The organism is Oceanobacillus sp. FSL W7-1293 (assembly GCF_037969815.1).
GTDB classification, from domain to species: domain Bacteria; phylum Bacillota; class Bacilli; order Bacillales; family Amphibacillaceae; genus Oceanobacillus; species Oceanobacillus oncorhynchi.
Genome location: NZ_CP150212.1, coordinates 3,302,286 through 3,327,364, shown reverse-complemented (window position 1 = coordinate 3,327,364; position 25,079 = coordinate 3,302,286). Strand labels below are relative to the sequence as shown.

The 25,079-nt window shown below is 38.8% G+C and carries 25 protein-coding genes, 1 tRNA gene and 1 riboswitch; of the genes, 16 read left to right on the top strand and 10 right to left on the bottom strand.

Annotation, left to right across the window (positions count from 1 at the left end; genetic code table 11):
* Nucleotides 1–19: 19 nt before the first annotated feature.
* Together MKY65_RS16325 and MKY65_RS16320 are read right to left on the bottom strand one after the other, a co-directional pair.
* Nucleotides 20–484, bottom strand: coding sequence for an NUDIX domain-containing protein (locus tag MKY65_RS16325; RefSeq protein WP_339178604.1), 465 nt, complete (start codon nucleotides 482–484; stop codon nucleotides 20–22).
* Between the two features lie 188 nt (nucleotides 485–672).
* Nucleotides 673–745 (bottom strand) — tRNA-Val (locus MKY65_RS16320).
* Between the two features lie 301 nt (nucleotides 746–1,046).
* Here MKY65_RS16320 and MKY65_RS16315 point away from each other — a divergent pair.
* The gene (locus MKY65_RS16315; RefSeq protein WP_339178602.1) at nucleotides 1,047–2,282 is read left to right on the top strand and encodes a dicarboxylate/amino acid:cation symporter; all 1,236 of its coding nucleotides are present in this window, start codon (nucleotides 1,047–1,049) and stop codon (nucleotides 2,280–2,282) included.
* A gap of 139 nt (nucleotides 2,283–2,421) precedes the next feature.
* Nucleotides 2,422–2,622 (top strand): CsbD family protein, encoded by a 201-nt coding sequence (locus MKY65_RS16310; RefSeq protein WP_339178599.1) that lies wholly within the window; start codon nucleotides 2,422–2,424, stop codon nucleotides 2,620–2,622.
* Nucleotides 2,623–2,742: 120 nt separating this feature from the next.
* On the opposite strand, the gene rpsD is transcribed toward MKY65_RS16310, so the two are convergent.
* Nucleotides 2,743–3,345, bottom strand: coding sequence for a 30S ribosomal protein S4 (gene rpsD / locus MKY65_RS16305; RefSeq protein ID WP_339178597.1), 603 nt, complete (start codon nucleotides 3,343–3,345; stop codon nucleotides 2,743–2,745).
* Between the two features lie 395 nt (nucleotides 3,346–3,740).
* Nucleotides 3,741–4,220 (bottom strand): GAF domain-containing protein, encoded by a 480-nt coding sequence (locus tag MKY65_RS16300; protein WP_339178594.1) that lies wholly within the window; start codon nucleotides 4,218–4,220, stop codon nucleotides 3,741–3,743.
* A 130-nt stretch (nucleotides 4,221–4,350) separates the two neighbouring features.
* Between MKY65_RS16300 and refZ the strand changes: the two genes are divergently transcribed.
* The 5 genes from refZ (at nucleotide 4,351) to MKY65_RS16275 (ending at nucleotide 10,262) form a co-directional block, all read left to right on the top strand.
* Nucleotides 4,351–4,974 (top strand): forespore capture DNA-binding protein RefZ, encoded by a 624-nt coding sequence (refZ, locus tag MKY65_RS16295; RefSeq protein WP_042535390.1) that lies wholly within the window; start codon nucleotides 4,351–4,353, stop codon nucleotides 4,972–4,974.
* A 173-nt stretch (nucleotides 4,975–5,147) separates the two neighbouring features.
* On the top strand, nucleotides 5,148–6,842 hold the full coding sequence (ezrA, locus tag MKY65_RS16290) for a septation ring formation regulator EzrA (RefSeq protein WP_339178592.1): 1,695 nt from the start codon (nucleotides 5,148–5,150) through the stop codon (nucleotides 6,840–6,842).
* Nucleotides 6,843–6,998: 156 nt separating this feature from the next.
* The gene (locus tag MKY65_RS16285; RefSeq protein WP_339178590.1) at nucleotides 6,999–8,141 is read left to right on the top strand and encodes a cysteine desulfurase family protein; all 1,143 of its coding nucleotides are present in this window, start codon (nucleotides 6,999–7,001) and stop codon (nucleotides 8,139–8,141) included.
* A 5-nt stretch (nucleotides 8,142–8,146) separates the two neighbouring features.
* Nucleotides 8,147–9,349, top strand: a complete 1,203-nt coding sequence (gene thiI, locus MKY65_RS16280) for a tRNA uracil 4-sulfurtransferase ThiI (RefSeq protein ID WP_339178588.1) — start codon at nucleotides 8,147–8,149, stop codon at nucleotides 9,347–9,349.
* Nucleotides 9,350–10,064: 715 nt separating this feature from the next.
* Nucleotides 10,065–10,262, top strand: a complete 198-nt coding sequence (locus tag MKY65_RS16275) for an alpha/beta-type small acid-soluble spore protein (protein WP_040979745.1) — start codon at nucleotides 10,065–10,067, stop codon at nucleotides 10,260–10,262.
* 601 nt (nucleotides 10,263–10,863) lie between these two features.
* Here the strand turns inward: MKY65_RS16275 and MKY65_RS16270 are convergent.
* Nucleotides 10,864–11,661: an NAD kinase gene (locus tag MKY65_RS16270; RefSeq protein ID WP_339178583.1), complete on the bottom strand. Its 798-nt coding sequence runs from the start codon at nucleotides 11,659–11,661 to the stop codon at nucleotides 10,864–10,866.
* Between the two features lie 271 nt (nucleotides 11,662–11,932).
* Between MKY65_RS16270 and MKY65_RS16265 the strand changes: the two genes are divergently transcribed.
* From MKY65_RS16265 to tpx, 3 genes are all read left to right on the top strand, one after another.
* Entirely contained in the window at nucleotides 11,933–12,493 is a 561-nt protein-coding gene (locus MKY65_RS16265) for a DUF2953 domain-containing protein (protein WP_339178580.1), read from the top strand.
* Nucleotides 12,490–13,005, top strand: a complete 516-nt coding sequence (gene ytfJ, locus MKY65_RS16260; protein WP_339178577.1) for a GerW family sporulation protein — start codon at nucleotides 12,490–12,492, stop codon at nucleotides 13,003–13,005. Before MKY65_RS16265 ends, ytfJ begins: the two co-directional genes overlap by 4 nt.
* Before the next feature lie 92 nt (nucleotides 13,006–13,097).
* Entirely contained in the window at nucleotides 13,098–13,598 is a 501-nt protein-coding gene (gene tpx, locus MKY65_RS16255) for a thiol peroxidase (protein ID WP_339178575.1), read from the top strand.
* A 45-nt stretch (nucleotides 13,599–13,643) separates the two neighbouring features.
* On the opposite strand, the gene ade is transcribed toward tpx, so the two are convergent.
* Both ade and MKY65_RS16245 read right to left on the bottom strand, forming a co-directional pair.
* Nucleotides 13,644–15,419: an adenine deaminase gene (gene ade / locus MKY65_RS16250; protein ID WP_339178574.1), complete on the bottom strand. Its 1,776-nt coding sequence runs from the start codon at nucleotides 15,417–15,419 to the stop codon at nucleotides 13,644–13,646.
* A 21-nt stretch (nucleotides 15,420–15,440) separates the two neighbouring features.
* The gene (locus MKY65_RS16245; RefSeq protein WP_339178572.1) at nucleotides 15,441–16,757 is read right to left on the bottom strand and encodes an NCS2 family permease; all 1,317 of its coding nucleotides are present in this window, start codon (nucleotides 16,755–16,757) and stop codon (nucleotides 15,441–15,443) included.
* A 156-nt stretch (nucleotides 16,758–16,913) separates the two neighbouring features.
* Nucleotides 16,914–17,017: riboswitch (purine riboswitch) on the bottom strand.
* 182 nt (nucleotides 17,018–17,199) lie between these two features.
* Between MKY65_RS16245 and MKY65_RS16240 the strand changes: the two genes are divergently transcribed.
* Both MKY65_RS16240 and MKY65_RS16235 read left to right on the top strand, forming a co-directional pair.
* Nucleotides 17,200–18,192 (top strand): class I SAM-dependent methyltransferase, encoded by a 993-nt coding sequence (locus tag MKY65_RS16240; protein ID WP_339178569.1) that lies wholly within the window; start codon nucleotides 17,200–17,202, stop codon nucleotides 18,190–18,192.
* Nucleotides 18,193–18,213: 21 nt separating this feature from the next.
* A complete protein-coding gene (locus MKY65_RS16235; RefSeq protein ID WP_339178567.1) occupies nucleotides 18,214–19,398 on the top strand; it encodes an acetate kinase in 1,185 nt (394 codons plus the stop codon).
* Nucleotides 19,399–19,499: 101 nt separating this feature from the next.
* On the opposite strand, the gene MKY65_RS16230 is transcribed toward MKY65_RS16235, so the two are convergent.
* Nucleotides 19,500–19,931 carry a universal stress protein gene (locus MKY65_RS16230; RefSeq protein WP_042535369.1) on the bottom strand — a complete coding sequence of 144 codons (432 nt, stop codon included), beginning with the start codon at nucleotides 19,929–19,931 and terminating at the stop codon, nucleotides 19,500–19,502.
* Between the two features lie 213 nt (nucleotides 19,932–20,144).
* Nucleotides 20,145–21,242 carry a Xaa-Pro peptidase family protein gene (locus MKY65_RS16225; protein WP_339178563.1) on the bottom strand — a complete coding sequence of 366 codons (1,098 nt, stop codon included), beginning with the start codon at nucleotides 21,240–21,242 and terminating at the stop codon, nucleotides 20,145–20,147.
* 186 nt (nucleotides 21,243–21,428) lie between these two features.
* On the opposite strand from MKY65_RS16225, the gene MKY65_RS16220 reads away from it, so the two are divergent.
* The 4 genes from MKY65_RS16220 (at nucleotide 21,429) to MKY65_RS16205 (ending at nucleotide 24,607) form a co-directional block, all read left to right on the top strand.
* On the top strand, nucleotides 21,429–22,097 hold the full coding sequence (locus MKY65_RS16220) for a PspA/IM30 family protein (protein ID WP_042535367.1): 669 nt from the start codon (nucleotides 21,429–21,431) through the stop codon (nucleotides 22,095–22,097).
* Nucleotides 22,098–22,190: 93 nt separating this feature from the next.
* Nucleotides 22,191–22,877 carry a metal-dependent hydrolase gene (locus MKY65_RS16215; RefSeq protein ID WP_339178559.1) on the top strand — a complete coding sequence of 229 codons (687 nt, stop codon included), beginning with the start codon at nucleotides 22,191–22,193 and terminating at the stop codon, nucleotides 22,875–22,877.
* A 122-nt stretch (nucleotides 22,878–22,999) separates the two neighbouring features.
* Nucleotides 23,000–23,227 carry a hypothetical protein gene (locus MKY65_RS16210; protein ID WP_042535365.1) on the top strand — a complete coding sequence of 76 codons (228 nt, stop codon included), beginning with the start codon at nucleotides 23,000–23,002 and terminating at the stop codon, nucleotides 23,225–23,227.
* 72 nt (nucleotides 23,228–23,299) lie between these two features.
* Entirely contained in the window at nucleotides 23,300–24,607 is a 1,308-nt protein-coding gene (locus MKY65_RS16205) for a DRTGG domain-containing protein (protein ID WP_042535362.1), read from the top strand.
* Between the two features lie 132 nt (nucleotides 24,608–24,739).
* On the opposite strand, the gene MKY65_RS16200 is transcribed toward MKY65_RS16205, so the two are convergent.
* Complete coding sequence (locus MKY65_RS16200; protein WP_042535359.1) at nucleotides 24,740–25,033, bottom strand: YtpI family protein; 294 nt, start codon at nucleotides 25,031–25,033, stop codon at nucleotides 24,740–24,742.
* Nucleotides 25,034–25,079: the final 46 nt, after the last annotated feature.

Here is a 25,079-nt window from a genome sequence, read left to right as displayed (position 1 = left end):
CTGCTGTTAATCGGTGATATTAATTGATATCACCTAAATATACAGAAAATGCCTTACCTGATTCATAAGCCATGATTTTTTCACGAAGTGTTTGAGGATATAATCGATAATTTAATAAATCTGTTAACGGCAGCCATTCAATACCTACTTGTCCATCATCGGGCACCGAGCCATTTCTAATTTCACTATTGCTGCTTTTAACATCACACAAAAACATATACTCCATTTGATGCAATTTGGAATCAAACGCAGCATGCTCATGGTTTTTTCCTATATATTCTCTGACGAATAATAGGTTACCTATTTCAACAGCAGCATTGATTTCCTCTAAACATTCTCTGCTTAATGTTTGATGCAAATTTTCTCCATGTTCTTGGCCGCCGCCGGGCAAGATAAAGTAGTATCCGTCCTTATCTCGTTTTTTAATTGTAAGCAGTTGTTTATTCTGAATAATAATTGCTTTTGCTGAGTTTCTTATATTCATTGTAGTCCTCCTTAGTTGATTGGAATTTTTAAGTGTAGTTTAGAAACATTCACATTTTCTAAACGTATTCATAATGAACCAGTTTAAAACAAGAATAACTAAATACCTGTAGAATGTTAGATAAAGAGGATTAATAAATAAAAAAATAGCAACTCCTAAATGATTAGAAGTCGCTATTTATTAATGAATGATTCCGATTGGACTCGAACCAACGACTTCCACCCTGTCAAGGTGGCGCTCTCCCAGCTGAGCTACGGAATCGTATGTAAGTACAAATTATATTATACAGCCAAATGAAGCAGAAGACAAGCTAATAAATATTTATTTCGTTCTAATTGAATCGCATCGAAAATGACTTTTTGGTGACTGCTTTATTTTAATAGACTATTCTCTATGCTTTTGTCCGCCTATTAAAGTGGTATAAATGAGGGACAATACTTCTTAGGAATAGATAAATTTAAAATCATAAGAATATTTAATAACTTCCCTTCATTCCATGATTCCTGTAAAATAAAGTAGACTTCTATTAAAATTATATTGTAAAGAGAGAGGAAATATAAAAATGCTAGAAAAATTAAAAGCCTATCGATTTCCACTTATTCTTTTAGCTTCTATTATTATTGGAGCGATAATTGGATTGATTTTTGGAGAAGATGCAACTGTCATCAAACCTTTTGGGGATTTATTTATTAATTTATTATTTATGATTGTTATCCCACTTGTATTTTTCTCGATTTCTTCAGCTATTGCCAGCATGGATAGCATGAAGCGGCTTGGGAAAATCATGGGATCGATGATTACCGTATTTATCGTAACGGGGGTGATTGCCTCTGTATTTATGCTTATTGCAGTAGTTATTTTTGAGCCTGGATCAGGCGTAGATATTCCGTTAAATGCTCCTGAAAATGTGGAAGAGCAAAGCTTATCAGATCAATTAGTCAATACATTTACTGTACCAGATTTTGTTGATTTATTTTCAAGAGATAACATGATGGCTCTTATCGTTATGTCAATACTGATTGGTGTTGCAACTGGATTGACAGGAGAAAAGGGGAGGCCATTTGGAAGATTACTAACGAGTGCTTCTGATGTGTTTATGAAGTTGATCAAACTCATTATGTATTATGCTCCGATTGGACTCGGTGCTTATTTTGCATCTTTAGTAGGAGAATTTGGGACAGCGTTGATTGGTGATTATGCAAAAGCAGTGATTGTTTATTACCCAGTGGCTGTATTGTATTTCGCAATTGGTTTTACATTATATGCCTTTCTTGCCGGCGGAGGAAAAGGGGTCAGCCGCTTTTGGAAGAATATACTAGGACCGGCTGCAACCTCGCTGGGGACTGGAAGCAGTGTTGCAACAATCCCGGTTAACCTGCAGGCAGCCGAACGAATCGGTGTTCCGAAAGATATTCGCGAGACTATTATGCCGCTTGGAGCAACCATTCATATGGATGGTTCCTGTCTATCTGCGATGTTAAAAATCGCTTTTATCTTTGGCGTGTTTAACCAGGACTTCACTGGAATCGATACATTTTTAACTGCCATTGGTATTTGTTTATTATCTGGTATCGTTATGAGCGGAATCCCGGGCGGCGGTTTTACAGGAGAGTTAATGATTATTACATTGTATGGCTTTCCGATTGAGGCCCTGCCAATCATCACAGCTATTGGAGTGGTTGTTGACCCGCCAGCTACAATGGTGAACTCTACTGGTGATACGGTGTCGAGTATGGTTGTGGCAAGACATATCGAAGGGAAGGACTGGATGGAGAAAGCAGATGCCGCCAGGACTTAATTTATAAAATGCAAAGGTGCTGTGTCCCGGTAAGTTTGGGGTACAGCACCTTTTTTAAATTATTTAGTTTAGAAATATATTATTCGTGGAACACAAATAATATAAATAAATTGTTAGATTTCGTAGGAGGTATATTAACATGAGTGATGGTTTTAAAGATAAAATTAAAGGTGCAGGAGATAAAGTAAAAGGTGAAGCAAAAGAAGCGTACGGCAAAGCAACCGATAACCCGAAAAAGCAAGCGGAAGGAAAAGCTGATAAAGCAAAGGGTGCCGCAAAAGATAAAAAAGGTGAAATAAAAGATGAGCTGAATAGTTCGAATGAAGATAATACGAAATAATAGAGCTGTTTTTGCATCAATATCGTTTTGAAAATCGTTTTATCAACTTTTTTCACACAAACAAAACCCCGGATTTCTTGTCTACCAAGAAATCCGGGGTTTTGAATAGGATTCTCGTTATTAACGAGAGTAGAATTCAACAATAAGCTGTTCGTTAATCTCAGCTGGAAGTTCAGAACGCTCAGGGAAACGAGCATACGTACCTTCTTTTTTCTCCGCATCAAAAGTAGTATATTCTGGTACGAAGTTGTTCACTTCAATCGCTTCTGTAACGATATCTAGTTTTTGAGATTTTTCACGAAGAGCAATTGCTTGACCTGGTTTTACAGAGTAAGATGGGATATCTACGCGAGCGCCATCTACTGTAACGTGACCATGGTTAACCAATTGACGTGCTTGCTTGCGTGTGCGAGCAAGACCTAAACGGTAAACAAGGTTATCAAGACGAGATTCAAGAAGAATCATGAAGTTCTCACCGTGGATACCTTTCATGTTACCAGCTTTATTGAACAGGTTACGGAATTGACGTTCGTTCAATCCGTACATGAAGCGTAGTTTTTGCTTCTCTTGCATTTGCAAGCCGTATTCAGATAGTTTTCTGCGTGAGTTCGGTCCATGTTGACCAGGAGCGTAAGGGCGTTTATCTAATTCCTTACCAGTTCCAGTTAATGAAATGCCAAGACGACGTGATTTCTTCCATACTGATCCAGTATAACGTGACATAGGACATTTCCTCCTTTATGTTTTATTTGCATAAAATAAAACGCGCGTGATCGTTCCGTTGTTCATTATGTTTTCATGTACCATCGCTCCAGCAGCAGAGAGTTACACGATACACCTTTATAAGCTGAAACTTACAAAGGAACAAAATGAGTGCAAGCGTCGACTCACTTAGGCCACTTTATTATTTTACACAAACTATAGTATATAATTTACACATACGCTTGTCAACATAAAATTAACATAGAGTTAAATAAATCAAGCTAAATCAGAGTGGAATTAACAAAATGTTAAATTAGAATATTATTTTTTCTCTAAGAGCAAAAATGATTTATTATGCATTCGAATCCGTTATAATGAATATATCTACAGTTACCATTTATAGTGAAAAAGAACGTTTATAAATGTTTCTCAAGCTGTGCAACAAATTTTTCTAAATTATCTTGGTCAATCGCATCGAATCTGTCATATATCGGACTGTCAATATCCAAAACGCCGATAATTTCGTTATTCCGGGAAATAGGAATAACAACTTCAGATTTTGACGCTCCATCGCAGGCGATATGACCAGGAAATTGATGGACATCTGCTATGCGCTGTGTTTTATTTTCAGAAACCGCAGTACCGCAAACTCCTTTTCCAAAAGGGATACGAATGCATGCAGGAAGTCCTTGAAAGGGGCCGAGCACTAATTCTTCGTTTTCGGTTAAGTAGAATCCAACCCAGTTAACTTCATCTAAAAATTGGTTGAGCAGAGAGGAAGCATTTGCTAATAGCGCGGTTTGATTTGATTCTCCTGTGGATAGTGCATCCAGCTGTTTAATAAGAAGCTCATAGTCTTTTGTTTTTTCTCCAGAATAATCAAGTTGTTGAAACATGATGTATTACCTCCTAAAAGTTTATAGTAAAAGCGTGACAAATAATGACATATTGAAATTTATTGTCGATAATCGATTAAAGGATTTATCCCTTTCTTTGTCGTATGAATAGAGTAAGGAGTTGAAAAGAATGAAAAATAATATAACGAAGCAAAAAGTAGTTGATGCTGCTTCCTCCCTATTCTTTCAAAAAGGATTCCATGGCACTTCTGTGCGCGATATTGCAGAGCGGGCCTCTGTGAATGTTTCCTTGATCAGCTATTATTTTAAAGGGAAGCAGGGCCTTTTAGAATATGCTGTAACAAACTATTATGAAGCATATTTAGAAAAAATAGAAGAATCACTGGAAAAAACAGAAGCCGATGCTGCAATCTATCGATTAAATGAATTAATTTTTACAATTATACATTATAAGCAAATGCATCATCAATTAACATGTTTTATTCAGCGCGAATTATCTCTTGATTCCGTGTTCGTCAGAGAAATGACAGTCACCTATCTGGCGAAAGAAAACTATTATTTAAAAGCTCTGTTTCAGGAAACAATTGGTAAAAGCGTCGGACAGGAAGAGAAGCATTATTTATTTATGCAGCTGAAGGGGATGCTGATTACCCCTTATATTTTGCATTCGGATTGGAAAGATCAAATTGTAGGGGAATTTGCTCATGAACAATTTGTTAAGAAATATACGAAAAGTATACAAAAATGGATACAGTTTAATACAGATGTGAGAATAGGAGGGGAGATTCAATAATAAAAAATATGTCTTTTTCTTCGTATTACAATAAAAAGTTGTTGAATTGGTAAGAAAAATGTATTTTCTTTAGCCAAAAGGGCGGAATACATGATATTATAAAGGATATATTATTGTGATTTTTATAATTGTTGATATATTTATATAGAGGTTTATTGGTTGGGAGGCAAAGTATGGCTGTCGTAGTAGGGATTATTTTAGCGATTATTGTATGTTTAACCGTTGCTTTAATTGTAAGAAAACGAGTTTACGATCATGTGGACCATATAGAAAAATGGAAATTAGATATCACGGATAGAGATGTAGCAAAACAGATTGGGCAAATTAAAGCATTGAATCTTTCTGGGGAGACTTTAGAGAAATTTGAAACCTGGAAAGAAGAATGGGAAAAAATCGTAACAAAATCCTTGCCTGACGTAGAAAAATATCTTGTGAATGCAGAGGAAGCAGCTGACCGTTTTCTTGTGCCAAAAGCAAACAAGATTTTAAAAGAAGCGGAAAGTCATCTGGAGAAAACAGAAGAAGAAATAAAAGAAATTATTGCAGAGTTAGAGGAATTACTTCGTGCAGAGGCAAATGGACGTGAAAGCGCGGAGGAGGTAAAGCCTAGAATCAAAGGATTAAGAAGCATGCTTTCCCAATCCAGATACCAGTATGGCAAGGCTGAAAAGGAATTTGATAAAGAAATTGATGCATTGGAACTGATGCTGGAGCAATACGATGAATTTGTGAATGATGGTGATTATTTAAAAGCAAATGAAAGTGTTCAAGAGCTAAAGGAAAGTACTCAAACGGTAGAGAATAAATTAGAATTATTCCCTGATTTGCTCAAACAAGTAAAGCAGGATATGCCGTCACAATTAACAAATCTTTCCGCTGGTATGAAAGAGATGAAGGAAGATGGGTACCGGATTAAACACTTAGGTTTTGAAAAAGAAATTATTACATATCAGGAACAATTGAAAGGCTTGGAATCTCAGCTGGAAACAGCAGATATAACGGAAGTTGAAGAGCAGCTTCAGCAAATGGAGACCCGTATTTCAGAAATGTATGAAGCACTGGAAGGGGAAGCGATTGCTAAAAATTATATAGAGCAGAAAGCTCCGGAGTATGAAGATTCAGTAAAGCAGATAAGTGCTACGTATGAAGCAGCAACACTGGAAATTGAAGAGATCCAAAAAGCTTACCACGTAGAAGACGATGATATGGAACGTTTCCAAACCATGGGTAAAACGATCAAGGCTTTGAAAAATCATGTAGAAACAGTAGAGCAGAGTATAGATGATGACAAACAATCTCATTCTGAATTGAAAAAAGGAATTGAAGAAGGCTTTAAAAAGATTGAAGAGCTGGAAGAAGAACATGAATCGTTTAAAAAGTCTATCGCAAATTTACGGAAAGATGAACTGGAAGCAAGAGACAAGCTGGAAGAAATGCACGGTCAGCTTGCAGAGTTGAATAGAAAGCTGAAAAAGAGTAATATACCAGGAGTGCCAAGTTATATTTGGACGCGTTTTGAAACAGCATTGCAAAAAAACAATAAAGTAATGGAAGCATTAGAAACCTACCCGTTGGATATGAGCAGCGTACAGCACGCATTGACGGAAGCAAAAAGCTCGATTGATCAAGCTTATGAACAAGTGGATATGATGTTGGATCAGGCTTACTTGACGGAGCAGGTGATTCAATATGCAAACCGCTACAGGAGCCAAAATTCAGAGCTGGATCAAAAGCTGAAGGAAGCTGAAAGGTTATTCCGTAATTTTGAATATGAGCTCTCTTTAGAGCATGCTGCCAATGCAGTTGAAGAGGTAGAACCCGGTGCTTTAAAGAAAATAGAATCGTATCAAGAGGAAAGAAACAATTAAAATAATTTTTAACAAATGGTAAGCTCCTCAGGTTTTCCACTACGATAACATAAGAAATATAAGATGAAGGCTGTCGCTAAGAATAAAATACTTATTGCTTAGGTCAGCCTTACATTTTTGTTTACGCAACTAGATTTAATGTAAGAAGGTGCAAATATGATATATTTTGATAATAGTGCGACGACGAAGCCGCATTCAGAAGTCGTAGATAGTTTTACAAAAGTGTCTGCTAACTACTTTGCCAACCCCTCGTCCATACATCCTTTAGGAGGGCAAGTTGAAAAATTGCTGGAGGCAGCCAGACAGCAGGCGGCGGATTTAATTGGCGTCTCCAGAGAAACGGTCATCTTTACTTCCGGAGGGACAGAAGGGAATAATACTGCCATCAAAGGAGTTGCCCTGGAGCATCAATCACGCGGCAAACATATTATTACCACTGGAGCAGAGCATCCATCGATTCATGATACTTGCGGGAGTCTGGAAAAACTGGGCTTTGAAATTACCTATTTACCTGTGACAGAAAATGGAACTGTTTCTGCAGCAGATGTGGAAAAAGCCATTAGAAAAGATACTATTCTTGTTACTATGATGCAAGTGAATAATGAAATTGGTTCGATTCAACCGGTTGAAGAAATTGGGGCTGCTTTAAAAAAATATCCGAAAGTATTATTTCATGTGGATGCCGTACAAGGTTTAGGGAAGGTCCCTTTAAAACTTGCGGATTCGGGGATTGATATATGCACTTTTTCCGGTCATAAAATTCACGGTCTAAAAGGAACCGGGCTTCTGTATGTCAATCATACAGCGAAATTATATCCGCTTTTGCATGGCGGCAGTCAAGAATCGGGTATTCGTTCAGGAACAGAGAATGTAGCAGGCGCTGTTTCTTTTGTAAAAGCATTGCGGTTAATCAAAGAAAAGGAAAGCAATCAGAAGGATAATGTTTTAAAAAGGCTGCATGATAAGCTTATAAATGAACTTCATCAGATGGAGGATGTAGAAATCAACAGTCCGGAAGATGGTGCGAATCATATTGTTCATTTTTCCATTCCTGGAATCAAGCCGGAGGTTATTATCCACAGTTTAAGCCAGAAGGAAATATATATTTCAACAAAATCTGCTTGTTCCTCCAGGGATTTAACAGAAAGCCATGTGCTCGTTGCCTGTGGAAAACCAAATGAAGTTGCTTCTTCGGGCTTGCGGGTAAGCTTTTCTTACGAGAATACGGAAGCAGAAGCGGCGATTTTTGTAGAGGAATTAAAAAAAGCAATTCAACAATTTAAAGAGGTATTGAGGTAGATAATATGCAATATGATCATATATTAATTCGTTATGGAGAGTTAGCATTAAAAGGAAAAAATGCCAAGCAGTTTATATTAAAGCTTCATGATAATATACACCAGAAGGTAAAAGAGTTTGATGGTGTGAAAGTAATGCGGACACAAGGCAGAATGTTTGTCCTGCTAAATGGCAATCCACCGGAGCCAATCATCGAAAAACTACAAAACGTTTTTGGTATTCATAGCTTAAGTCTGGCAATTCGTGTAGAGAACGATGTGGAAGAAATGAAAGAAGCGGCTCTCTATGCATTAAAGCGGGAGCCGAATGTGAAAACATTTAAAATGAGCGTTCGCCGTACCAAAAAAGATTTCCCAAAGCATTCGGGAGAAATGAATCATATCTTGGGCAGTCATTTATTAACGAATACGGAGGATATTACCGTAGATGTACATGACCCTGATTTGGAAATTAAAGTAGAGATACGTAGGGAAGCGACCTATATTACGAGCGGCGCCATCAAATGCCGGGGCGGACTGCCAGTCGGAACTTCAGGAAAGTCGCTGCTGCTGCTTTCAGGAGGAATCGACAGCCCGGTGGCCGGCTTGTTAGCAATGAAAAGAGGCGTACATTTAGAAGCAATTCATTTTCATTCTCCGCCATTCACCAGTGAACGCGCAAAGCAAAAGGTGCTGGATTTAGCGAAGCAGCTGACGAAATATGGGAAATCAATCAAAGTGCATATTGTTCCGTTTACCAAATTACAGCAGGAAATTTTTAGAGAGATGCCGAATGATTATGCGATGACCATTATGCGCCGTGTGATGTTTCGTGTCAGTGAGGAGCTTTGCAAGCGTGAAGGAATCTTATCCTTGACTACAGGAGAGAACCTTGGGCAGGTGGCAAGTCAAACCATGGACAGCATGCACACCATTAATGAAGTGACCAATTACCCTATTATCCGTCCATTGATTGCGATGGATAAGGATGAGGTTATTCGAATTGCGCAGGATATCGGCACATATGAAACATCGATTTTACCGTACGAAGATTGCTGTACGATTTTCGTGCCGAAATCTCCCAAAACCAAGCCGAAGCGGGATAAAGTGAATTTTTATGAATCGAAATACGATTTTACTCCTTCCATGGAAGAAGCAATAGAGGGGATAGAAACCATAAAAGTAACCGAGAAAAGCTTGTTCAATGAGGATTTTACAGACCTTTTCTAAGTAATATCTCAACTTTCGCACCTAAGAATAAGCAAATATATCTTGCTATTCCAAGATGAACATGTTCTCCATTAGCATGCTTGCTGGTTACATATCCGGCCATTTTGGAATTGGTGATGGTGCATAGCTCCGCTCCGGCCAACCACTCCGCTTTCCATGGGGACGGCTTCAGCTAACTTGAAAAGAAAACCGCTTTTCAAGTGGATCTTCAGCTCGCCCTGTTCCCATAGGAGTCTCCGTGGTTGGCCTGCGCTCTGATAGGATTCTACAGCGAATGAAAGAAATATCATCTCAATGAGCTAGACGAAATAGCAGCTTTTGCCTGAACAACCCAATCATAACAGCATGGATATGAAATACAGAGAATAGCTTTCGAAGCACAGAAAGGAATCTTGGTCGAACATTTTACCATACAGCATGAAAAATATGTTCTATCTGATTAAACATCTATTTGGTGAGGTGGTTTCCATGTATAGAATATCCTACTAGCGTAGTGTTTTTCCGCAGCGGTGCTTTACACTTCACCTTCTATTCTTTGTCAAGGAAGTTATCCAAGGAACAATCAACTCCTGTTTCTATAGAGATAAAGTTACTTTTTAATGTGCGAAAGTTGAGTAATATAAAAAGGACATGCACAAGAAAAAATTACCATAAAAACAAATGCATGTTTTCACCTTGCTTGGCGCATTCTATAAGTACCAAGGAGGTGAACAACATGGCAAACAATAACTCAAATCAATTAGTTGTTCCAGGAGTGCAACAAGCACTTGATCAAATGAAATACGAAATTGCTCAGGAATTTGGTGTTCAACTTGGTCCTGACTCAACTTCTCGTGCTAACGGATCTGTTGGTGGAGAAATCACGAAAAGATTAGTAACAATGGCTGAGCAACAATTTGGTGGAACTAAATAAATAAAATGAATGGCTGGCTGTCTCCGCTGATGCGGAGGCAGCCTTTATATTTGAGTCTGATAAGAAAAACCAAGAATAACGCTTGGTCTTTAAATCACCAATTTTCTCGCCAAAGAGATGTCCGCTACGACGGTTTTCGATGGGGTGAGTAATCGCAGTCCCAGCCCCAGTGGGAAGACCCCGCAGGAAAAAGTGTTCTTCTTTTTTTCTGCCCGCGGGGCATAAGTGCGACTTTAGCTCTGTCTGCGCCTGTCGGCTTTCCAATCGCTAAGTCTTCTTTTCACCCTCGGGGTATAAGTGCGACTTTAGCTCTGCCTGCACCTGTCGGCTTGCCAATCGCTAAGTCTTCTTTATCGAGGAGGCTGAGCTCGGGGCCTACGGAAAGCGTAGTGTATTTCTGGTGCTTAAGATTACTCACCCCATGAAACCCGTTGGAGCGGCTATATTCAGCATTTTTTATATACTTTCCTATTCTTATAAAAAACCTGCCGCAGATTATTAATGCAGTGCGCGGCAGGTTTTGAATTATTTTATTACGGAGAATCGTCCCTGGAACTCCGGCTGATTGAGGTTTTGTTTTATAACAATCATTGAATATCCTTTATAAAAAAGTACGTTGTATACGATTCCAGAAGGTGTTATTTGACATTCTGACGGTTTTTATAACGGTGTCGTCCATTTCGATGTCTACATGACGAATGCGCTGTACAGGCCATGCTTCATTATCGAGACTGATAATCGGATAATCATTGCCGTCTTGAACGACTTCCAGCTGCAGCCTTCTATCCTGATTTAATATAAAAGAGGACCCTAATGTACGATAATTATTATTATTTAAAGAGGCGACTTCAGAAACTTGAAAGCTTGACAGTAACGGGTCGATAACTGCCCCGTGGGCTGATTTGGAGTAGCCTGTACTACCAGTAGGAGTAGATACTACCATGCCGTCCCCCCGGAATGTTTCAAAATGTTCATTGTCTATTTTAACATCGATGACAATCGTTTTAATAATACTGGAGCGCAGAGATACTTCATTTAGGCAATAAAAAGCTTTTTCTCCGTTAACACTCACTTTAATTGTTGGAAAACGGCGGACTTCAATTTTATTATTTGTGACCGCATCAATCATTTCTTCAAATCTGGTTATACTAAAATCACAGTATAATCCAATTTGATCCCCTTCTGCAATACCTGTATAGATGCAATCCTGGCGGAAACCGGTGCGGCGAACTGCCTGCAAAAAGGTGCCGTCTCCGCCAATACTGACAATAATAGACGCATCTTTAGATTCGTTCACGACATTTAAACCATTTTGTTCAGCCAGCGATTTCAGGTGATCTGTTTTTTCGCCTTCCTGCCGAGGGTGGTAATAAAAGAAAATGTTATTTCGATTCTGCATATAATAACCTCCAAACAAAATATAGTGGCGCTGTACGCTTCTGTCAGTCTGCTTTATCCATGATATAGAGCCGTCATGTTATCAGACAGGAACAGATGAACTGCTTTTTATTTCAAAAGGAAGTGCAAGAGCAACATCCTCCTTTAGAAATAAGCTTTTTCTATCTTTATCATAACATTTTCTAACTGGTATTTCTCTTTAGAATATGAACAGATAGTGAATGGCATAGGAGAGGGAACCAATTGAAAATACACATTCAGGGGCGCTGATTATGGATAGTTTATACATTATTTTAATTCTTATTGCAGGAATAGTTTTGTTCATCGCTTTTTTTCTGCAAAGTAAATGGTTTATTAAGATTAAATATCAATTTCCAGAAATGCGTGATGTACAAATTTCTGTCTATCTTTATAAATGGTGTGTGATCAGGCAGAAGAATTTACGTATATCAAACCAGGAAGAGATGGAAAAAGGATTTACCCATTTTTATAAGCTATTGCGGGAGAAAAAGCTTCATGTTTTAAAAGAAATGCGATTACAAGCTTTATTAAAGGAATTGCAGGTGCTTGAATTTAAATGGCAGACCAAAGGAGGAACAGGGAATGCCTTTACTACTTCTGTCACCAGCGGGACAATCTGGGCTGTAAAAGGGTGGCTGGTCGGCTACCTTTCACAGCACCTTCAGCTTTGCGGGAAACCGCAAATTAATGTTCAGCCGGATTTTCAGAATGTCCGTCTCGAGACTGCCTTTTCGTGTATGATTTCCTTCCGCTTAGGAAAAACTATTCTAGGAATCATGCGTGTATTGAAAATAAAGGAGGTAAGAAAATGACAGAACATCCAATAGAAGGTTTGATGTCTAGCGCAATGAAAAATATACAAAAGATGGTTGAAGTAAATACAATTGTAGGAGAACCTTTAAAAGCGCCCGATGGGACTGTGATTATTCCTGTTTCCAAGGTAGGTTTTGGTTTTGCAGCGGGTGGAAGTGAATTTATGCCGTCAGAATTAAAGGCAGATGATGTGGAAGAGCACGACATTCCATTTGGCGGCGGAAGCGGGGGAGGAGTATCGATTACACCGGTTGCTTTTCTCGTATTAAAAGAAGGAAAGATGGATTTGGTCCATATGGATCAGCATACACATCTGTATGAAAAATTAATTGATTTACTGCCAGAGCTGCTACAGCGCTCAAATATGCTGAAAAAAGAAAAACATGACGAAAAGAAAGTAGAAAGAAATCATCATAAAAAGGATGAAAAAGAGCAAGTAAAAGCTGCAGAGAAGGAGCCTGAAAAGGAAAAGGGAGAATTAGAATCGATTCTTACCCGTTTTGAAATTTAGATTGTCCATGATAGCTATAATTGGACAGTTTGTATAACAAGCCCCATAATAAGAATGGAATGATTATAGTAAAGATGGGGAGGAGAAATATCATGCCAAAACAAACTACATTTAAACAAGAACCCGTTACATTATTAGGAGAAGAACAAAAAGCAGGGAACAATGCTCCTGACTTTACGGTACTTGCAAATGATTTATCTGAGAAAACATTAGCTGATTACGAAGGAAAGGTGAAACTAATCAGTGTTGTTCCTTCTTTAGATACGGGTGTATGTTCCGAGCAGACTCGTCGTTTTAATGAGGAAGCAGCCAGCCTTGATAATGTATCGGTACTCACAATCAGCATGGATTTGCCATTTGCTCAAAAACGCTGGTGCGGTGCAAATGGAATTGAAAACGTAGAAACATTATCTGATCATCGCTCAGCTGATTTCGGCGAGAAGTATGGCGTGCTTATTGAAGAACTTCGTTTATTAGCCCGTTCCATTTTTGTAGTGGACGAAAATAACAAAATTACTTATGTGGAGTACGTTTCAGAAGTATCAGACTATCCGGATTATGATGCAGTATTGGAACATTTAAAATCAAAATAAGAAAAAAGCATGGTTTCCGTTAGGGACCATGCTTTTTTTAATTGGTTATTCTGCTGATTCGAATAATGGAATCATTTTTTGTGTTGCTACATCCAATAATCCTAAATCAGTAATTCGTACTTCAGGGATGACAGTTAAGGTTAAAGAAGATAATGCCATCGAAGGAGAGCGTCTGCCAACCTTTACTCCCATGGAATCTGCTGTTTGATTAAAGGAATCAATTTTTGGTGCAAGTTCTTCCACAGGTTCCGCTGCCATTAATCCGGCAATCGGCAGGTTAACTTGTGCTTTGACTTCTTGATTAGATACAAGACAAAGCCCGCCGCCGGAAGCTTCTAATTGCTTGGCAGCCAAAAGCATATCCTTTGTATTTTTGCCGACAACGACAAGGTTATGGCTGTCATGCGCAATCGTAGTAGCATAAGCTCCTTCTTTTAATCCAGCATTTTTCAATATACCTACAAATGGTTTTCTGCCCTGCCCATGTCTACCAGTTACTGAAACATATAGGCAATCCTCTGGGAGAGACGAAATAACTCCATTAACAGCTTCCAGTTCCACCGTTCTTTTCTGTGTCGTACCGATTGGAAGCATCTCCATCGTATTGATTCTTACTTTTCCGTTCTGTACTGATGAAGTAATTTGAAAATCTTCTTCTGTTAATGCAGGGATGGAAACTGTATTTTTTGATAATGGCGGTACTTCACTGGATAGGGTTTCTGTTAAATGCTTCTCCTCCACCAATTGTTTTCCTTCGACAAATACATCGTTGATATCCATCTCGTCAAGGGAGTTGACAAGGGAGAAGCTGGCGATATAACCGGAGGCAATCGCGCCCTGATCTCTCAATCCGAAACGGACCGCTCCATTTAAACTTGCATAGCGAATTGCTAATGGGGCGGGAATTCCTTCTTCAATACAGCGGCGGACGACCCGGCTCATTTGTCCGTTTTTCAGCATATCACTAGGTTCCACATCATCTGTACACATGGCAATATTGGAAGCGTAAGGAAGAACCTTCCATGCTTCTGCAGCAATATCAGCAAATTGGCTGACACTGGATTCCCGGATATAGATCAGCATACCAGCTCTTAATTTCTCGATAATTTCATCTGATTTACGGCTTTCATGATCTGTATTTACTCCAGCAGCAAGGTAGGCGTGCAAATCTTTTCCTGATACTCTTGGCAGATGGCCTTCGTTCAGCATATTTTTTTGCAGACCTGCTTCTACAATGCCTGCCATTCGATCATCTTGGTTAATGACACCGACATAATCCATGACTTCAGCAACACCGACAGCTTTCGGCAAGTCTAATAGTTCATCGATATCTTCCGGACCAAATGCAGCCCCAGCTGTCTCCACACCGGGAACCGCCGGTACGCAAGAAGGAATGGTAAGCAAGAATTGCACAGGCAGATTTCTGCTGGCGGCTGCCATATATTCCACACCTTCTTTTCCAAGAACATTTCCAATTTCATGCGGATCGATAACTGCCGTTGTGGTACCATTGCGCAAAACTTCGCGGGCAAACATGTCTGGTGTAACCATTGTGCTCTCGATATGCACATGACAGTCAATCAATCCTGGAATGGCATATTTTCCTTTCGCATCGATTTCTTTTTCTCCTTCTATAGAAAAGGAAGGTTTGCCATTTTCATACGCAGCAATTGCGCTGAAACGATTTTCTTTTATGCCGATATCAGCAGGATATATTTCTGCAGTAAACACGTTAACCAACTGTGCATTCCGGATAACTAAATCCATTTTAATATCTCCGCGTGCTGCAGCTACGATTCGGTTACGACTATATTTCATCATTATTTTCCTCCTAGTGTTGTTTTATTCTGCTAAGGTTATAAAATAAATAATCAATGGGATAACAAGAACAAACAGTCCCGGATGAACTTCTTTTATCCGGCCAGACAAGCTTTTTACAACAACATACATAATAATACCGGCAGAAATTCCGTTTCCGAAATTAAAAGTGAAAATGGTGATTACGATGGTAATAAATGCCGGCAAGGATTCCGTAACTTCTGTGAAATCAATGTTTTTAACAGAAGAAAGCATCGTTAAACCAACTAAAATCAAGGCTGGAGCTGTTGCTTCTGTAGGAATAATCATAATAATCGGCGTAACGAATAAGGTTGCTAAAAATAAAATTCCTGTAGAAACAGCAGTCAATCCCGTACGGCCGCCTGCTTCGACACCAGCTGCAGATTCCACATAGGTTGTCATGACAGGGACAGAGAAGAAGGAGCCCAAGGTGGTTCCGCCTGCATCCACTAAGAAAGGCTTATCAATATTCGGCAGGTTTCCATTCTTGTCCAGCATGTTCCCTTTTCCAGCAACACCCAGCATGGTGCCGAGGCTGGAGAAGAAGTCCGGTACGAAAAAGGCCAGCATAAATGGGAAATATGCCATTTTTAATGCATCCATGATATCTAATTGAAATAACACTGGTCCTGGGCTTTCAGGTAACGAAAATATAGATTCCGGAAGCTGAGTTACTCCCATTGGAATACCAATAATGGTTACAAGCGCAATACCGATTAATAAATGTCCGCGCACATTTCGTGCTAAAAGAACACTCATAATGAAAAACCCAATTAAAGCGAGTATAGCGCTCGGTGAGCTGACATCGCCTAATTGCAGGGAGTTTGCACCCTCATCAGCAACCACCAGCCCCGCATTTCGAAAACCGATGAGTGCAATAAATAAACCGACACCTGCACCAATAGATAATTTGATTGCGGGCGGAATCAGGCGGACTATCAATTTTCTTAAGCCGAAGATGGTAAATAATACGAATAGGATACCTGAGATAAATACCATACCCATCGCGGTTTGCCAAGGAATTCCTTCAGCGAGAACCAAAGTGACTGCTAAAAAAGCAACAGAGCCGAGACCGGGAGCAAGGGCAAATGGGCGGTTACTGTATAACCCCATTAGTATAGTAATTATTCCTGTCATCAGGATGACGGAAACAGTAATAGGCCCTACTGGCATCCCCGCCTCCTCCAGCATTCCAGGAACAATGATAAGAACGTATAGCATGGTCATAAACACAGTTAATCCTGCTGTCAATTCTGTTCGAGTATCTGTTTTGTTTTCCGTTAAATGAAAGAATTGATTAAGTTTGTTAGAAAACTTCATAAGATGACGATCTCCTTCTAAATGAATTGTTGGATGTGTCTCGTAAAATAAACAAAGTTCGGAAAAAAACAGGATATCCCTGTATTTCCGAACTTTGTAAGTTAAAGTTATGTGTAACAGAATTGTACCAATTCAAAACCCAAATAAATGCTATAGTTAACATAGACTTTAACTACGTAGTCCGGTTCTTTGACGGGAACCAGGTAGAAACGCTCAGACCATATTACTGAGAATATACGAGTTAAATACACTTAAGTTACTATAGCAGACAGTTGTTGAAATATCAACATAAAAAATGAACGTTTTTAGGGAAAATAGATTTATCGTTCGTGTTTTCTGGATAAACTGTTTACATATAAGAATATGTAAGTGAAATTCCTTTTACATCTGTCTCAAGTATTGTTAAAATAGAAAGTTGTCAGCTTGGATAGGAGGACATGCCATGGAGCAATCAAATGTTGAGAAATTATTTAAATCTATAGATGAAGTTACTGAAATCATACAAAATGCAAAAAATGAAACCTATCTGGAAAGTTTGATTATCGCTTTAAATATCATCTTAGATGATGGAGCTCAAGATGAGTTAGACGATGTTACAAAGCACAAGGTTGCAAAACCGATTCAAACAGTTAATGAAGAAGAATTTGATGCAGAAACGTATCGAAAAGCGTTAAGCCTGTCTATTTTAAAAGGGATGAAAGGGGCGTCGCAACAGCAGCATTTAATGACGCCTGATACAGTCGGCTTTTTAATCAGCTACCTGACAAATAAGCTGGTTGATAAAAAAGGGCAAATAAGTCTTTTTGACCCGGCTGGCGGGACAGCTAATCTGCTAACCATCGTCCTGAATCAATTGGAAAATCCTTTTAAAGCATATGCTTCTGAAGTCGATCCCACGTTGATAGAGCTGGCTGTGTTAAATGCCAATTTGCAGAAAAAAGAAATCAGCTTCTATCATCAAGACAGTTTACGGCCTTTCCTGATAGAGCCTGTAGATATGGTTGTCACAGACCTTCCAGTAGGGTATTATCCAGATGATGTGACAGCGGAAGAATATCAATTAAAGGCTGATAAAGGAAATTCTTACGCGCATCATTTATTTATAGAGCAGAGTTTGAAATATTTAAAAGAGGGCGGCTTTTTTATCGGTGTTATCCCGGAATTTTTATTTGACAGTGATCAATCGGACAAGCTGCATGCGTTTTTCCAAGAAACCGCACATATTGTCGGAGTCATCCGCTTGCCGGAAACATCTTTCAAGTCAAAAAATCAGGCGAAAAGTGTATTAATCCTGCAGAAAAAAGGGTATGGTACAAAAGAACCGAAGCAGCCGTTACTTGTACAATTGCCTTCATTTAAGAATGCACAAGCAATGGCAGATATTATCAAACAAATCAATGAATGGTTTACATCCTATCCAAATAGGATTAAATGAAAATATAGGAGTGGAATGAAAATGAGTAATGTATTAGCGATTAATGCGGGGAGTTCATCTTTAAAATTTCAATTGATAAAAATGCCTGAAGAGGAAGTAGCGGCAATCGGTCTGGTAGAAAGAATCGGATTACCTGAATCTGTTTTTAAAATGGAAGCAAATGGAGAAGAAGAAAAAACGGTTACAGACATTCCGGATCACAGTGTAGCAGTAAAAATGTTATTAGATGCTTTAATTTCTCAAGGAATTATTCAATCATTTGATGAGATTGATGCGGTAGGACACCGTGTTGTTCATGGGGGAGAATATTTCTCTGATTCGGTTTTATTAGATGATGAAGCAATTCAAAAAATTGAGGAAGTATCTGAACTGGCTCCTTTGCATAACCCTGCTAACTTGACTGGAATCAATGCTTTTAAAGAAATTCTTCCAGATGTTCCAATGGTGGCAGTATTTGATACAGCGTTCCATCAGTCTATGCCGGCGTCTTCTTATTTATATAGCTTGCCAAGAGACTATTATGAAGACTATGGAATTCGTAAATATGGTTTCCACGGAACTTCTCACAAATATGTTTCTGAGCGTGCGGCGGAGCTTTTAGGAAGACCGTTGGAAAGTCTTCGTTTAATTTCTTGTCATATTGGTAATGGTGCCAGTGTTACAGCAATTAAAGATGGGAAATCAATGGATACTTCAATGGGCTTTACACCGTTAGCCGGGGTAACTATGGGGACAAGATCTGGAAATATTGACCCTGCCTTGATTCCTTATATTATGCAGCGTACGGGAAAAACAGTTGACGAGGTATTACATGTATTGAATAAAGAAAGTGGAATGCTGGCATTATCTGGGTTCTCTAGTGATTTACGTGATATTCAGGATGAAGCAGATACGAATGAACGAGCTGAGCTTGCATTAAATGTGTTTGCTGGGCGTATTCATAAGTATATTGGATCGTATGCTGCTAAAATGAATGGAGTGGATGCAATTATTTTCACTGCAGGTGTAGGGGAAAATAGTATTGCTATACGTGAAAAAATTCTTACTGGTTTAGAATTCATGGGCATTTATTGGGATCCAAAACTAAATGATGTTCGCGGGAAAGAACAATTCATCAACTATCCGCATTCTCCAGTAAAAGTAATGGTCATTCCAACGAATGAAGAAGTAATGATTGCCAGGGATACGGTTCGTTTAAGTCAATAACATGTATCGCCTAAAAAGCCTTTTTACTCATGAAGCTTATCGAGTAAAAAGGCTTTTTCAATACATTTTTATTAGAAAAATAAAATGATTCTTAGAAAATTCTAGCGTGTCACAAGTACGTCACAGCTGGCATATCTCGTAATGCTTTCAGATACACTTCCAATTAAGAAGCGCTCTACAGCATTCATCCCGGTTGCCCCGCACATGATTAAATCAGCTTCAAAATTAGCCGCTATTTCTTTAGCAATTTTGACTTTAGGAGACCCATATTCAATGCAGCGGACAATATCTGTTAATCCGGCAGCTTCAGCTTGTTTGACGTAATCATCCAATAATTCTTTTGCATACGTCTCTGCTCTTTCGGATAAAGAACGGTCATACGCTTCAGCTGTTGAGAAATTACGAGAGTCCACCACATGAGCAAGAATCAATCGAGCATTATTTCGTTTAGCAACAGCGAGCGACTTAGTAAAAGCCTTTTCAGCTGCTTTCGATCCATCTACTGCGACAACAATATTTTTATATTCCATCATGATTCATCTCCCCTTTCTACTATTATTATATACCTGTTTTGTAAGCGTTACAAACGAATAACTGTAAATTACATAACATTTCGAAAAAAAGTCAAAAAAGCAAATGAAATGATTCTAAAATTCGAAAAATGCTTGACAGTCGAGCTTGAAATAATTTCAGAATGAATAAAAACCCCGGTCTTCTGCAAACCGGGGTTTTGGTAATTAAAAAAACTAAGAGATAATTTGTAATGTTTTTGGATATTTCGTCAGTTCTAAAGGCATGTAATTCGTTGTGAATAGCATATCTTCAATTCTTACGCCGCCAATATTTGGAACATAAATCCCCGGCTCAATCGTAAAGCACATTCCTGGTTCAATAGGAAGCGTGTTGTCGCTATGCATGGAAGGATATTCGTGTGTTTCAATTCCCAAGCCATGTCCAAGCCGGTGGGTAAAATATTCACCGTATCCTTGCTCTGTAATATAATTTCTTGCGATTTTATCTAATTCGCCGACTGCAGTGCCGGTTCTGCTTGCATCTATCGCTCTTTCTTGTGCTTCCAACACCGTGTCATATATCTGTTTCTGTTCATCTGAGATATTACCAAAGGCAACAGTACGCGTAATATCAGAGCAATACCCTTGATAAATAACTCCTAAATCGAAGAGAACGAAACTGTTTTTCTCTAATTGCGTTTTATCAGGGTTTCCGTGGGGGGAGGCTGTTTTCGAACCGAATAAAGCCATGGTCTGAAAGGACATCTCGCGTATACCCTGTTTTTTTAAGGTGTGCTCAATGGTCGCAACTACCTCTAGTTCGGAGACACCTTCTTTTAAGGCTTCCACACCAGTTTTAACACCTAAATCAGCTAATTCAGCAGCTGTCCGTAATAAATCATGCTCTTTTTTGGTTTTAATTAAACGCAGATTTTGGATAACTGGCGTGGCATCTATATAGGCCGCATCCGGGAAGATTTCTTGAAGCTGGTTATAACGGTAAAGCGTCAGATGGTCTTTTTCCACTGCCATGACAGCTGGTTCTTTTTCTTGTTTCTTTAAGAACGCCTGTAAGGAATGCCAAGGATTTTCATGGTCATAATAGCTTACAATCAAATGCTCCCAGCCGGCATTTCTTGCATCTTCTTCTTCCATTTTAGGTAATAGAAATATAGGATCGATTCCGTCCATAACAAGGATTCCGATAACTCTTTCATGCGGATCAGTGTAGTATCCGCTTAAATAATATACATTTGCTTTGGAGCTGATAAAACAACTGTCCGCTTGCTGTTTTTTTAGCTCGGCAAATAAATGGTTAATTCTGTCTGACATTATTTTTTGCCTCCTAGTTGATTAATATTGCTGCTGTTTGACATGAATAAATAGTATGCTCTAAAAAAATTATAGCAGATAGAAAGAAAAAATCCGATAAAAATGAAACTTTTTGCGAAATCAATCGTATTTCATACTGTACACGGACCGTACATTACTATTACTTATTCCAAGAGGAGGATTTGTATGTTTCAATTTTTTAATCGAATGAAAACAATTGTCAGTTCAGAACTGAATGCAATGATTGATAAGGCGGAAGATCCGGTCAAGATGTTAGATCAGTACTTGCGGGATATGGGCAAGGATATTGAGGAGGTCGAAGCAGCAGTCGCAAAGCAAATGGCCAATGAAAAAATGCTGAAGCGCAAAGCAAATGATGCCAAAGCGATGGTAGAGAAGCGTCAGGAGCAAGCTGAAAAAGCAGTAGAAGCAGATAATGAAGAATTAGCCAGAAAAGCTTTAGAAGATAAAAGACATCAGGAAAAATCCTATGAGTCTTTACAAGCTTCTTGGGAGCGCGCGGATGAGGATGTCAGAATCCTGAAAGAAAAACTGTCTGAAATGAAAAAAGAATACCAGGAAATGAAATTAAAAAAGGATTCCTTAAAAGCACGTGCAGAATCTGCGAAAACAAGAACGAAAATGAATCGTACCATGTCTTCTATCGGCAGCGACCAATCTCGTCAAGGGTTTGAAAGAATGGAAGAAAAAGTACTTCAGTACGAAGCGGAAGCAGAAACCTCCGAAGATTTAAATGAAAGCGCGCGTACGCTGGATGATGAATTCAAAGAGCTTGAAAACAATAATGGTGTGGATGATGAATTAGCTGCTTTGAAAAAGAAATTTAATAAATAAATGCTAAAAAAAGATGCATAGAAATACCTGATAGCGGGAAGACACACTACGAAATCAAAATAATAATCCAAATCGTCAAAGGAGAGATTTTCAGTGAAAGTATCTTTTCATGGACATTCTGTAGTAAAAGTAGATACAGGAAAGCATCGCATCATTATTGACCCGTATATCAATGGAAATGAAGCATGTGATTTAGACCCGGGTACGGAAAAGGCTGACGTTATTTTGCTGACACATGCTCATAATGACCATGTCGGAGATACAGTGGAAATAGCTAAAAATAACGATGCCTTGGTTGTAGCGCCGAAAGAGCTTGCCGATTATATTGCATCAAAAGGTGTGGAGGCACATCCAATGCATATCGGCGGTTCCCGTGAATTTGACTTTGGGAAAGTGCAGCTTACGCAAGCTTTTCATGGTTCATCCTATGAAGAAGAGGATGGAACAGTCATTTACGGAGGAATGCCTGCAGGAATCATTCTTACCGTAAATGGAAAAACTATTTATCACTTGGGAGATACGGCATTATTTACAGATTTAAAAATGTACGGTGAATTAAATGATATTGATATTGCCTTTATTCCAATCGGTGATAATTTTACGATGGGGCCAAGTGATGCACTGCTTGCAGCTGAATGGGTAAATGCCAAGACAGTTGTTCCTGTGCATTATAATACCTTCCCGCCGATTGTTCAGGACCCGGAAGATTGGGCATCTAAAGTGAAGGCTGGTAATGCCCGCGCAATGAAAGTTGGAGAAACAATCGATTTAACTTCTTAACGTGCGTGTTCAAAAAGAATATATTTCGATAGAAAACCACAGAGATAGATTATATTCTGTGGTTTTCTGCTGCATAGAAATCATCCTCGCTCATACAATTATAAAAAAGGAGGATGCCAGCCTTGAAAACAAATATTATTCTAAGGTTATTATTAGTTTGCTTTTTTATTTATATTGCATGGCCGATGGTTCCGCAGTCTTCCAGCTCTTTGGAATTCCTCTTTTGGGGGTGCTGGTTATTATTTGCCTTTGTTTTTATCGGCGCAAATCTTGCAACACTATTAAAAATGTCCCGGCCCCCGGTTATGGAACAGGAGGGGATAAATAAGAAGAAACTGCGCAGCCATTGAGTTTCTCCTGTATCAATTGTATAATAAGACTAATATGTTTTATATAGTACAGTTGAAAGAGGGTGATGGCAGATGGCGACCAAGCATGAACAGATTTTACAGCATATTTTATCATTGCCAGTTGGAAGCAAGATATCTGTCCGTCAAATTGCGAAAGATTTAAATGTGAGTGATGGGACTGCTTACCGGGCGATTAAGGAAGCAGAAAATCAAGGAATCGTAAGTACGATTGAACGTGTAGGAACGATTCGGATCGAGAAGAAAAAGAAAGATAATTTTGAAGAGCTGACGTTTGCTGAGATTGTTAATATCATTGATGGACAAGTACTTGGAGGCAGAGACGGGCTTCATAAAACACTCAGTAAATTTGTGATTGGCGCCATGCAGTTAAATGCCATGATGCGCTATACGCAAGCTGATTCGCTGCTGATTGTCGGAAACCGTTTTGAAGCGCATAAGCTTGCTTTAGAAGCGGGAGCAGCTGTCCTGATTACAGGAGGCTTCGATACGGATGATTCTATAAAACAGCTTGCCAATGAAAAAAAATTGCCTATTATTTCTACAAGCTATGATACGTTTACAGTTGCGGCTATGATTAACCGCGCGATTTATGATCAATTGATTAAAAAGGAAATTATTTTTGTAGGAGATATTTCAACACCGTTTGAGTCCTCTTATTATTTAGCGGCGAAACAGCAGGTGAAGGATTGGTATATTAATAATGAAGTTTCCTCGCACACACGATTTCCGGTTGTGGACGACCGTATGAAAGTAGTAGGAATGGTTTCTTCGAGAGATATCGTCGGGAAAGACCAAACTACATTTATTGATCGTATCATGAGCCGGAAGCCGTTAGTTGTTCAGGAAAAAACATCTTTAGCCTCGGTTGCACATATGATGGTCTGGGAAGGTATCGAGCTCGTTCCTGTGGTGGATAGTTCGCATGTATTAAAAGGCGTTGTTTCCAGACAGGACGTATTAAAAGCCATGCAGCAGATCCAGAGACAGCCGCAGGTCGGAGAAACAATTGAAGATATTGTTGCTAACAATATGTCGCAGAATCCGAGTGAGGAAGGGTTGTTTGAAGCGCATGTTATTCCGCAAATGACAAACCATTTAGGAACATTATCACATGGTGTATTTACAGCTCTCATCACAGAAGCAAGTGAAAAAATGATGAAAATAGAGAAGAAAGCAGAAATTTCGATTGAGAATATTACGGTTTATTTCAGCAAGCCGGTACCAATCGACAGTATTTTACTTCTTAAGCCAACACTTTTAGATGTCGGCCGTTTATATGCAAAGATAGATGTAGAAGTAATGCATGGACAAACTACTGTCGGACGGTCATTGATTATGGCGCAGCTGATCAATCGGTAACAGCGTAATTGATTTTTCTTTTGAAGACGAAAAAAACAACTGGAATACGATAATTCCAGTTGTTTTAAGCTGAAATGAAGCAATTTATTCAAAATGTAACGATCTGATTTGAAAGCTGTGCTTCTATTTTACCTAGTTTGGATGCAATCTTCTCCATTCTTTTTGATAGTGCCGTGCTTCTTTGAATCCACGAATCAATTGCATTAATCCTAATGCAAAGATAACAAGGCCGATAAACAAGCTGAGCTGTGTCAGATAAAGGGAGTATTGATTAATGGAAAAAGCGATTAAAAATGCTCCCAGGCTGGATCTCGCCCGGCCATTAAAGTATTTTTGTGTTAACGTATTTTTCTCTTTGAGGATTGCTACTTTATAATAGATATAAAAGACAGCTGAAATTATAATTATTATTGGAAAGATAACCATTTTAAATGCTCCGCTCCTAATTACATATTGTTTAATGCTACGTTTA

Coding starts and splice junctions, on each gene's coding strand:
- MKY65_RS16325 (WP_339178604.1), bottom strand. CDS start 484: ATGAATATAAGAAACTCAGCAAAAGCAATTATTATTCAGAATAAACAA.
- MKY65_RS16315 (WP_339178602.1), top strand. CDS start 1,047: ATGCTAGAAAAATTAAAAGCCTATCGATTTCCACTTATTCTTTTAGCT.
- MKY65_RS16310 (WP_339178599.1), top strand. CDS start 2,422: ATGAGTGATGGTTTTAAAGATAAAATTAAAGGTGCAGGAGATAAAGTA.
- rpsD (WP_339178597.1), bottom strand. CDS start 3,345: ATGTCACGTTATACTGGATCAGTATGGAAGAAATCACGTCGTCTTGGC.
- MKY65_RS16300 (WP_339178594.1), bottom strand. CDS start 4,220: ATGTTTCAACAACTTGATTATTCTGGAGAAAAAACAAAAGACTATGAG.
- refZ (WP_042535390.1), top strand. CDS start 4,351: ATGAAAAATAATATAACGAAGCAAAAAGTAGTTGATGCTGCTTCCTCC.
- ezrA (WP_339178592.1), top strand. CDS start 5,148: ATGGCTGTCGTAGTAGGGATTATTTTAGCGATTATTGTATGTTTAACC.
- MKY65_RS16285 (WP_339178590.1), top strand. CDS start 6,999: ATGATATATTTTGATAATAGTGCGACGACGAAGCCGCATTCAGAAGTC.
- thiI (WP_339178588.1), top strand. CDS start 8,147: ATGCAATATGATCATATATTAATTCGTTATGGAGAGTTAGCATTAAAA.
- MKY65_RS16275 (WP_040979745.1), top strand. CDS start 10,065: ATGGCAAACAATAACTCAAATCAATTAGTTGTTCCAGGAGTGCAACAA.
- MKY65_RS16270 (WP_339178583.1), bottom strand. CDS start 11,661: ATGCAGAATCGAAATAACATTTTCTTTTATTACCACCCTCGGCAGGAA.
- MKY65_RS16265 (WP_339178580.1), top strand. CDS start 11,933: ATGGATAGTTTATACATTATTTTAATTCTTATTGCAGGAATAGTTTTG.
- ytfJ (WP_339178577.1), top strand. CDS start 12,490: ATGACAGAACATCCAATAGAAGGTTTGATGTCTAGCGCAATGAAAAAT.
- tpx (WP_339178575.1), top strand. CDS start 13,098: ATGCCAAAACAAACTACATTTAAACAAGAACCCGTTACATTATTAGGA.
- ade (WP_339178574.1), bottom strand. CDS start 15,419: ATGATGAAATATAGTCGTAACCGAATCGTAGCTGCAGCACGCGGAGAT.
- MKY65_RS16245 (WP_339178572.1), bottom strand. CDS start 16,757: ATGAAGTTTTCTAACAAACTTAATCAATTCTTTCATTTAACGGAAAAC.
- MKY65_RS16240 (WP_339178569.1), top strand. CDS start 17,200: ATGGAGCAATCAAATGTTGAGAAATTATTTAAATCTATAGATGAAGTT.
- MKY65_RS16235 (WP_339178567.1), top strand. CDS start 18,214: ATGAGTAATGTATTAGCGATTAATGCGGGGAGTTCATCTTTAAAATTT.
- MKY65_RS16230 (WP_042535369.1), bottom strand. CDS start 19,931: ATGATGGAATATAAAAATATTGTTGTCGCAGTAGATGGATCGAAAGCA.
- MKY65_RS16225 (WP_339178563.1), bottom strand. CDS start 21,242: ATGTCAGACAGAATTAACCATTTATTTGCCGAGCTAAAAAAACAGCAA.
- MKY65_RS16220 (WP_042535367.1), top strand. CDS start 21,429: ATGTTTCAATTTTTTAATCGAATGAAAACAATTGTCAGTTCAGAACTG.
- MKY65_RS16205 (WP_042535362.1), top strand. CDS start 23,300: ATGGCGACCAAGCATGAACAGATTTTACAGCATATTTTATCATTGCCA.
- MKY65_RS16200 (WP_042535359.1), bottom strand. CDS start 25,033: ATGGTTATCTTTCCAATAATAATTATAATTTCAGCTGTCTTTTATATC.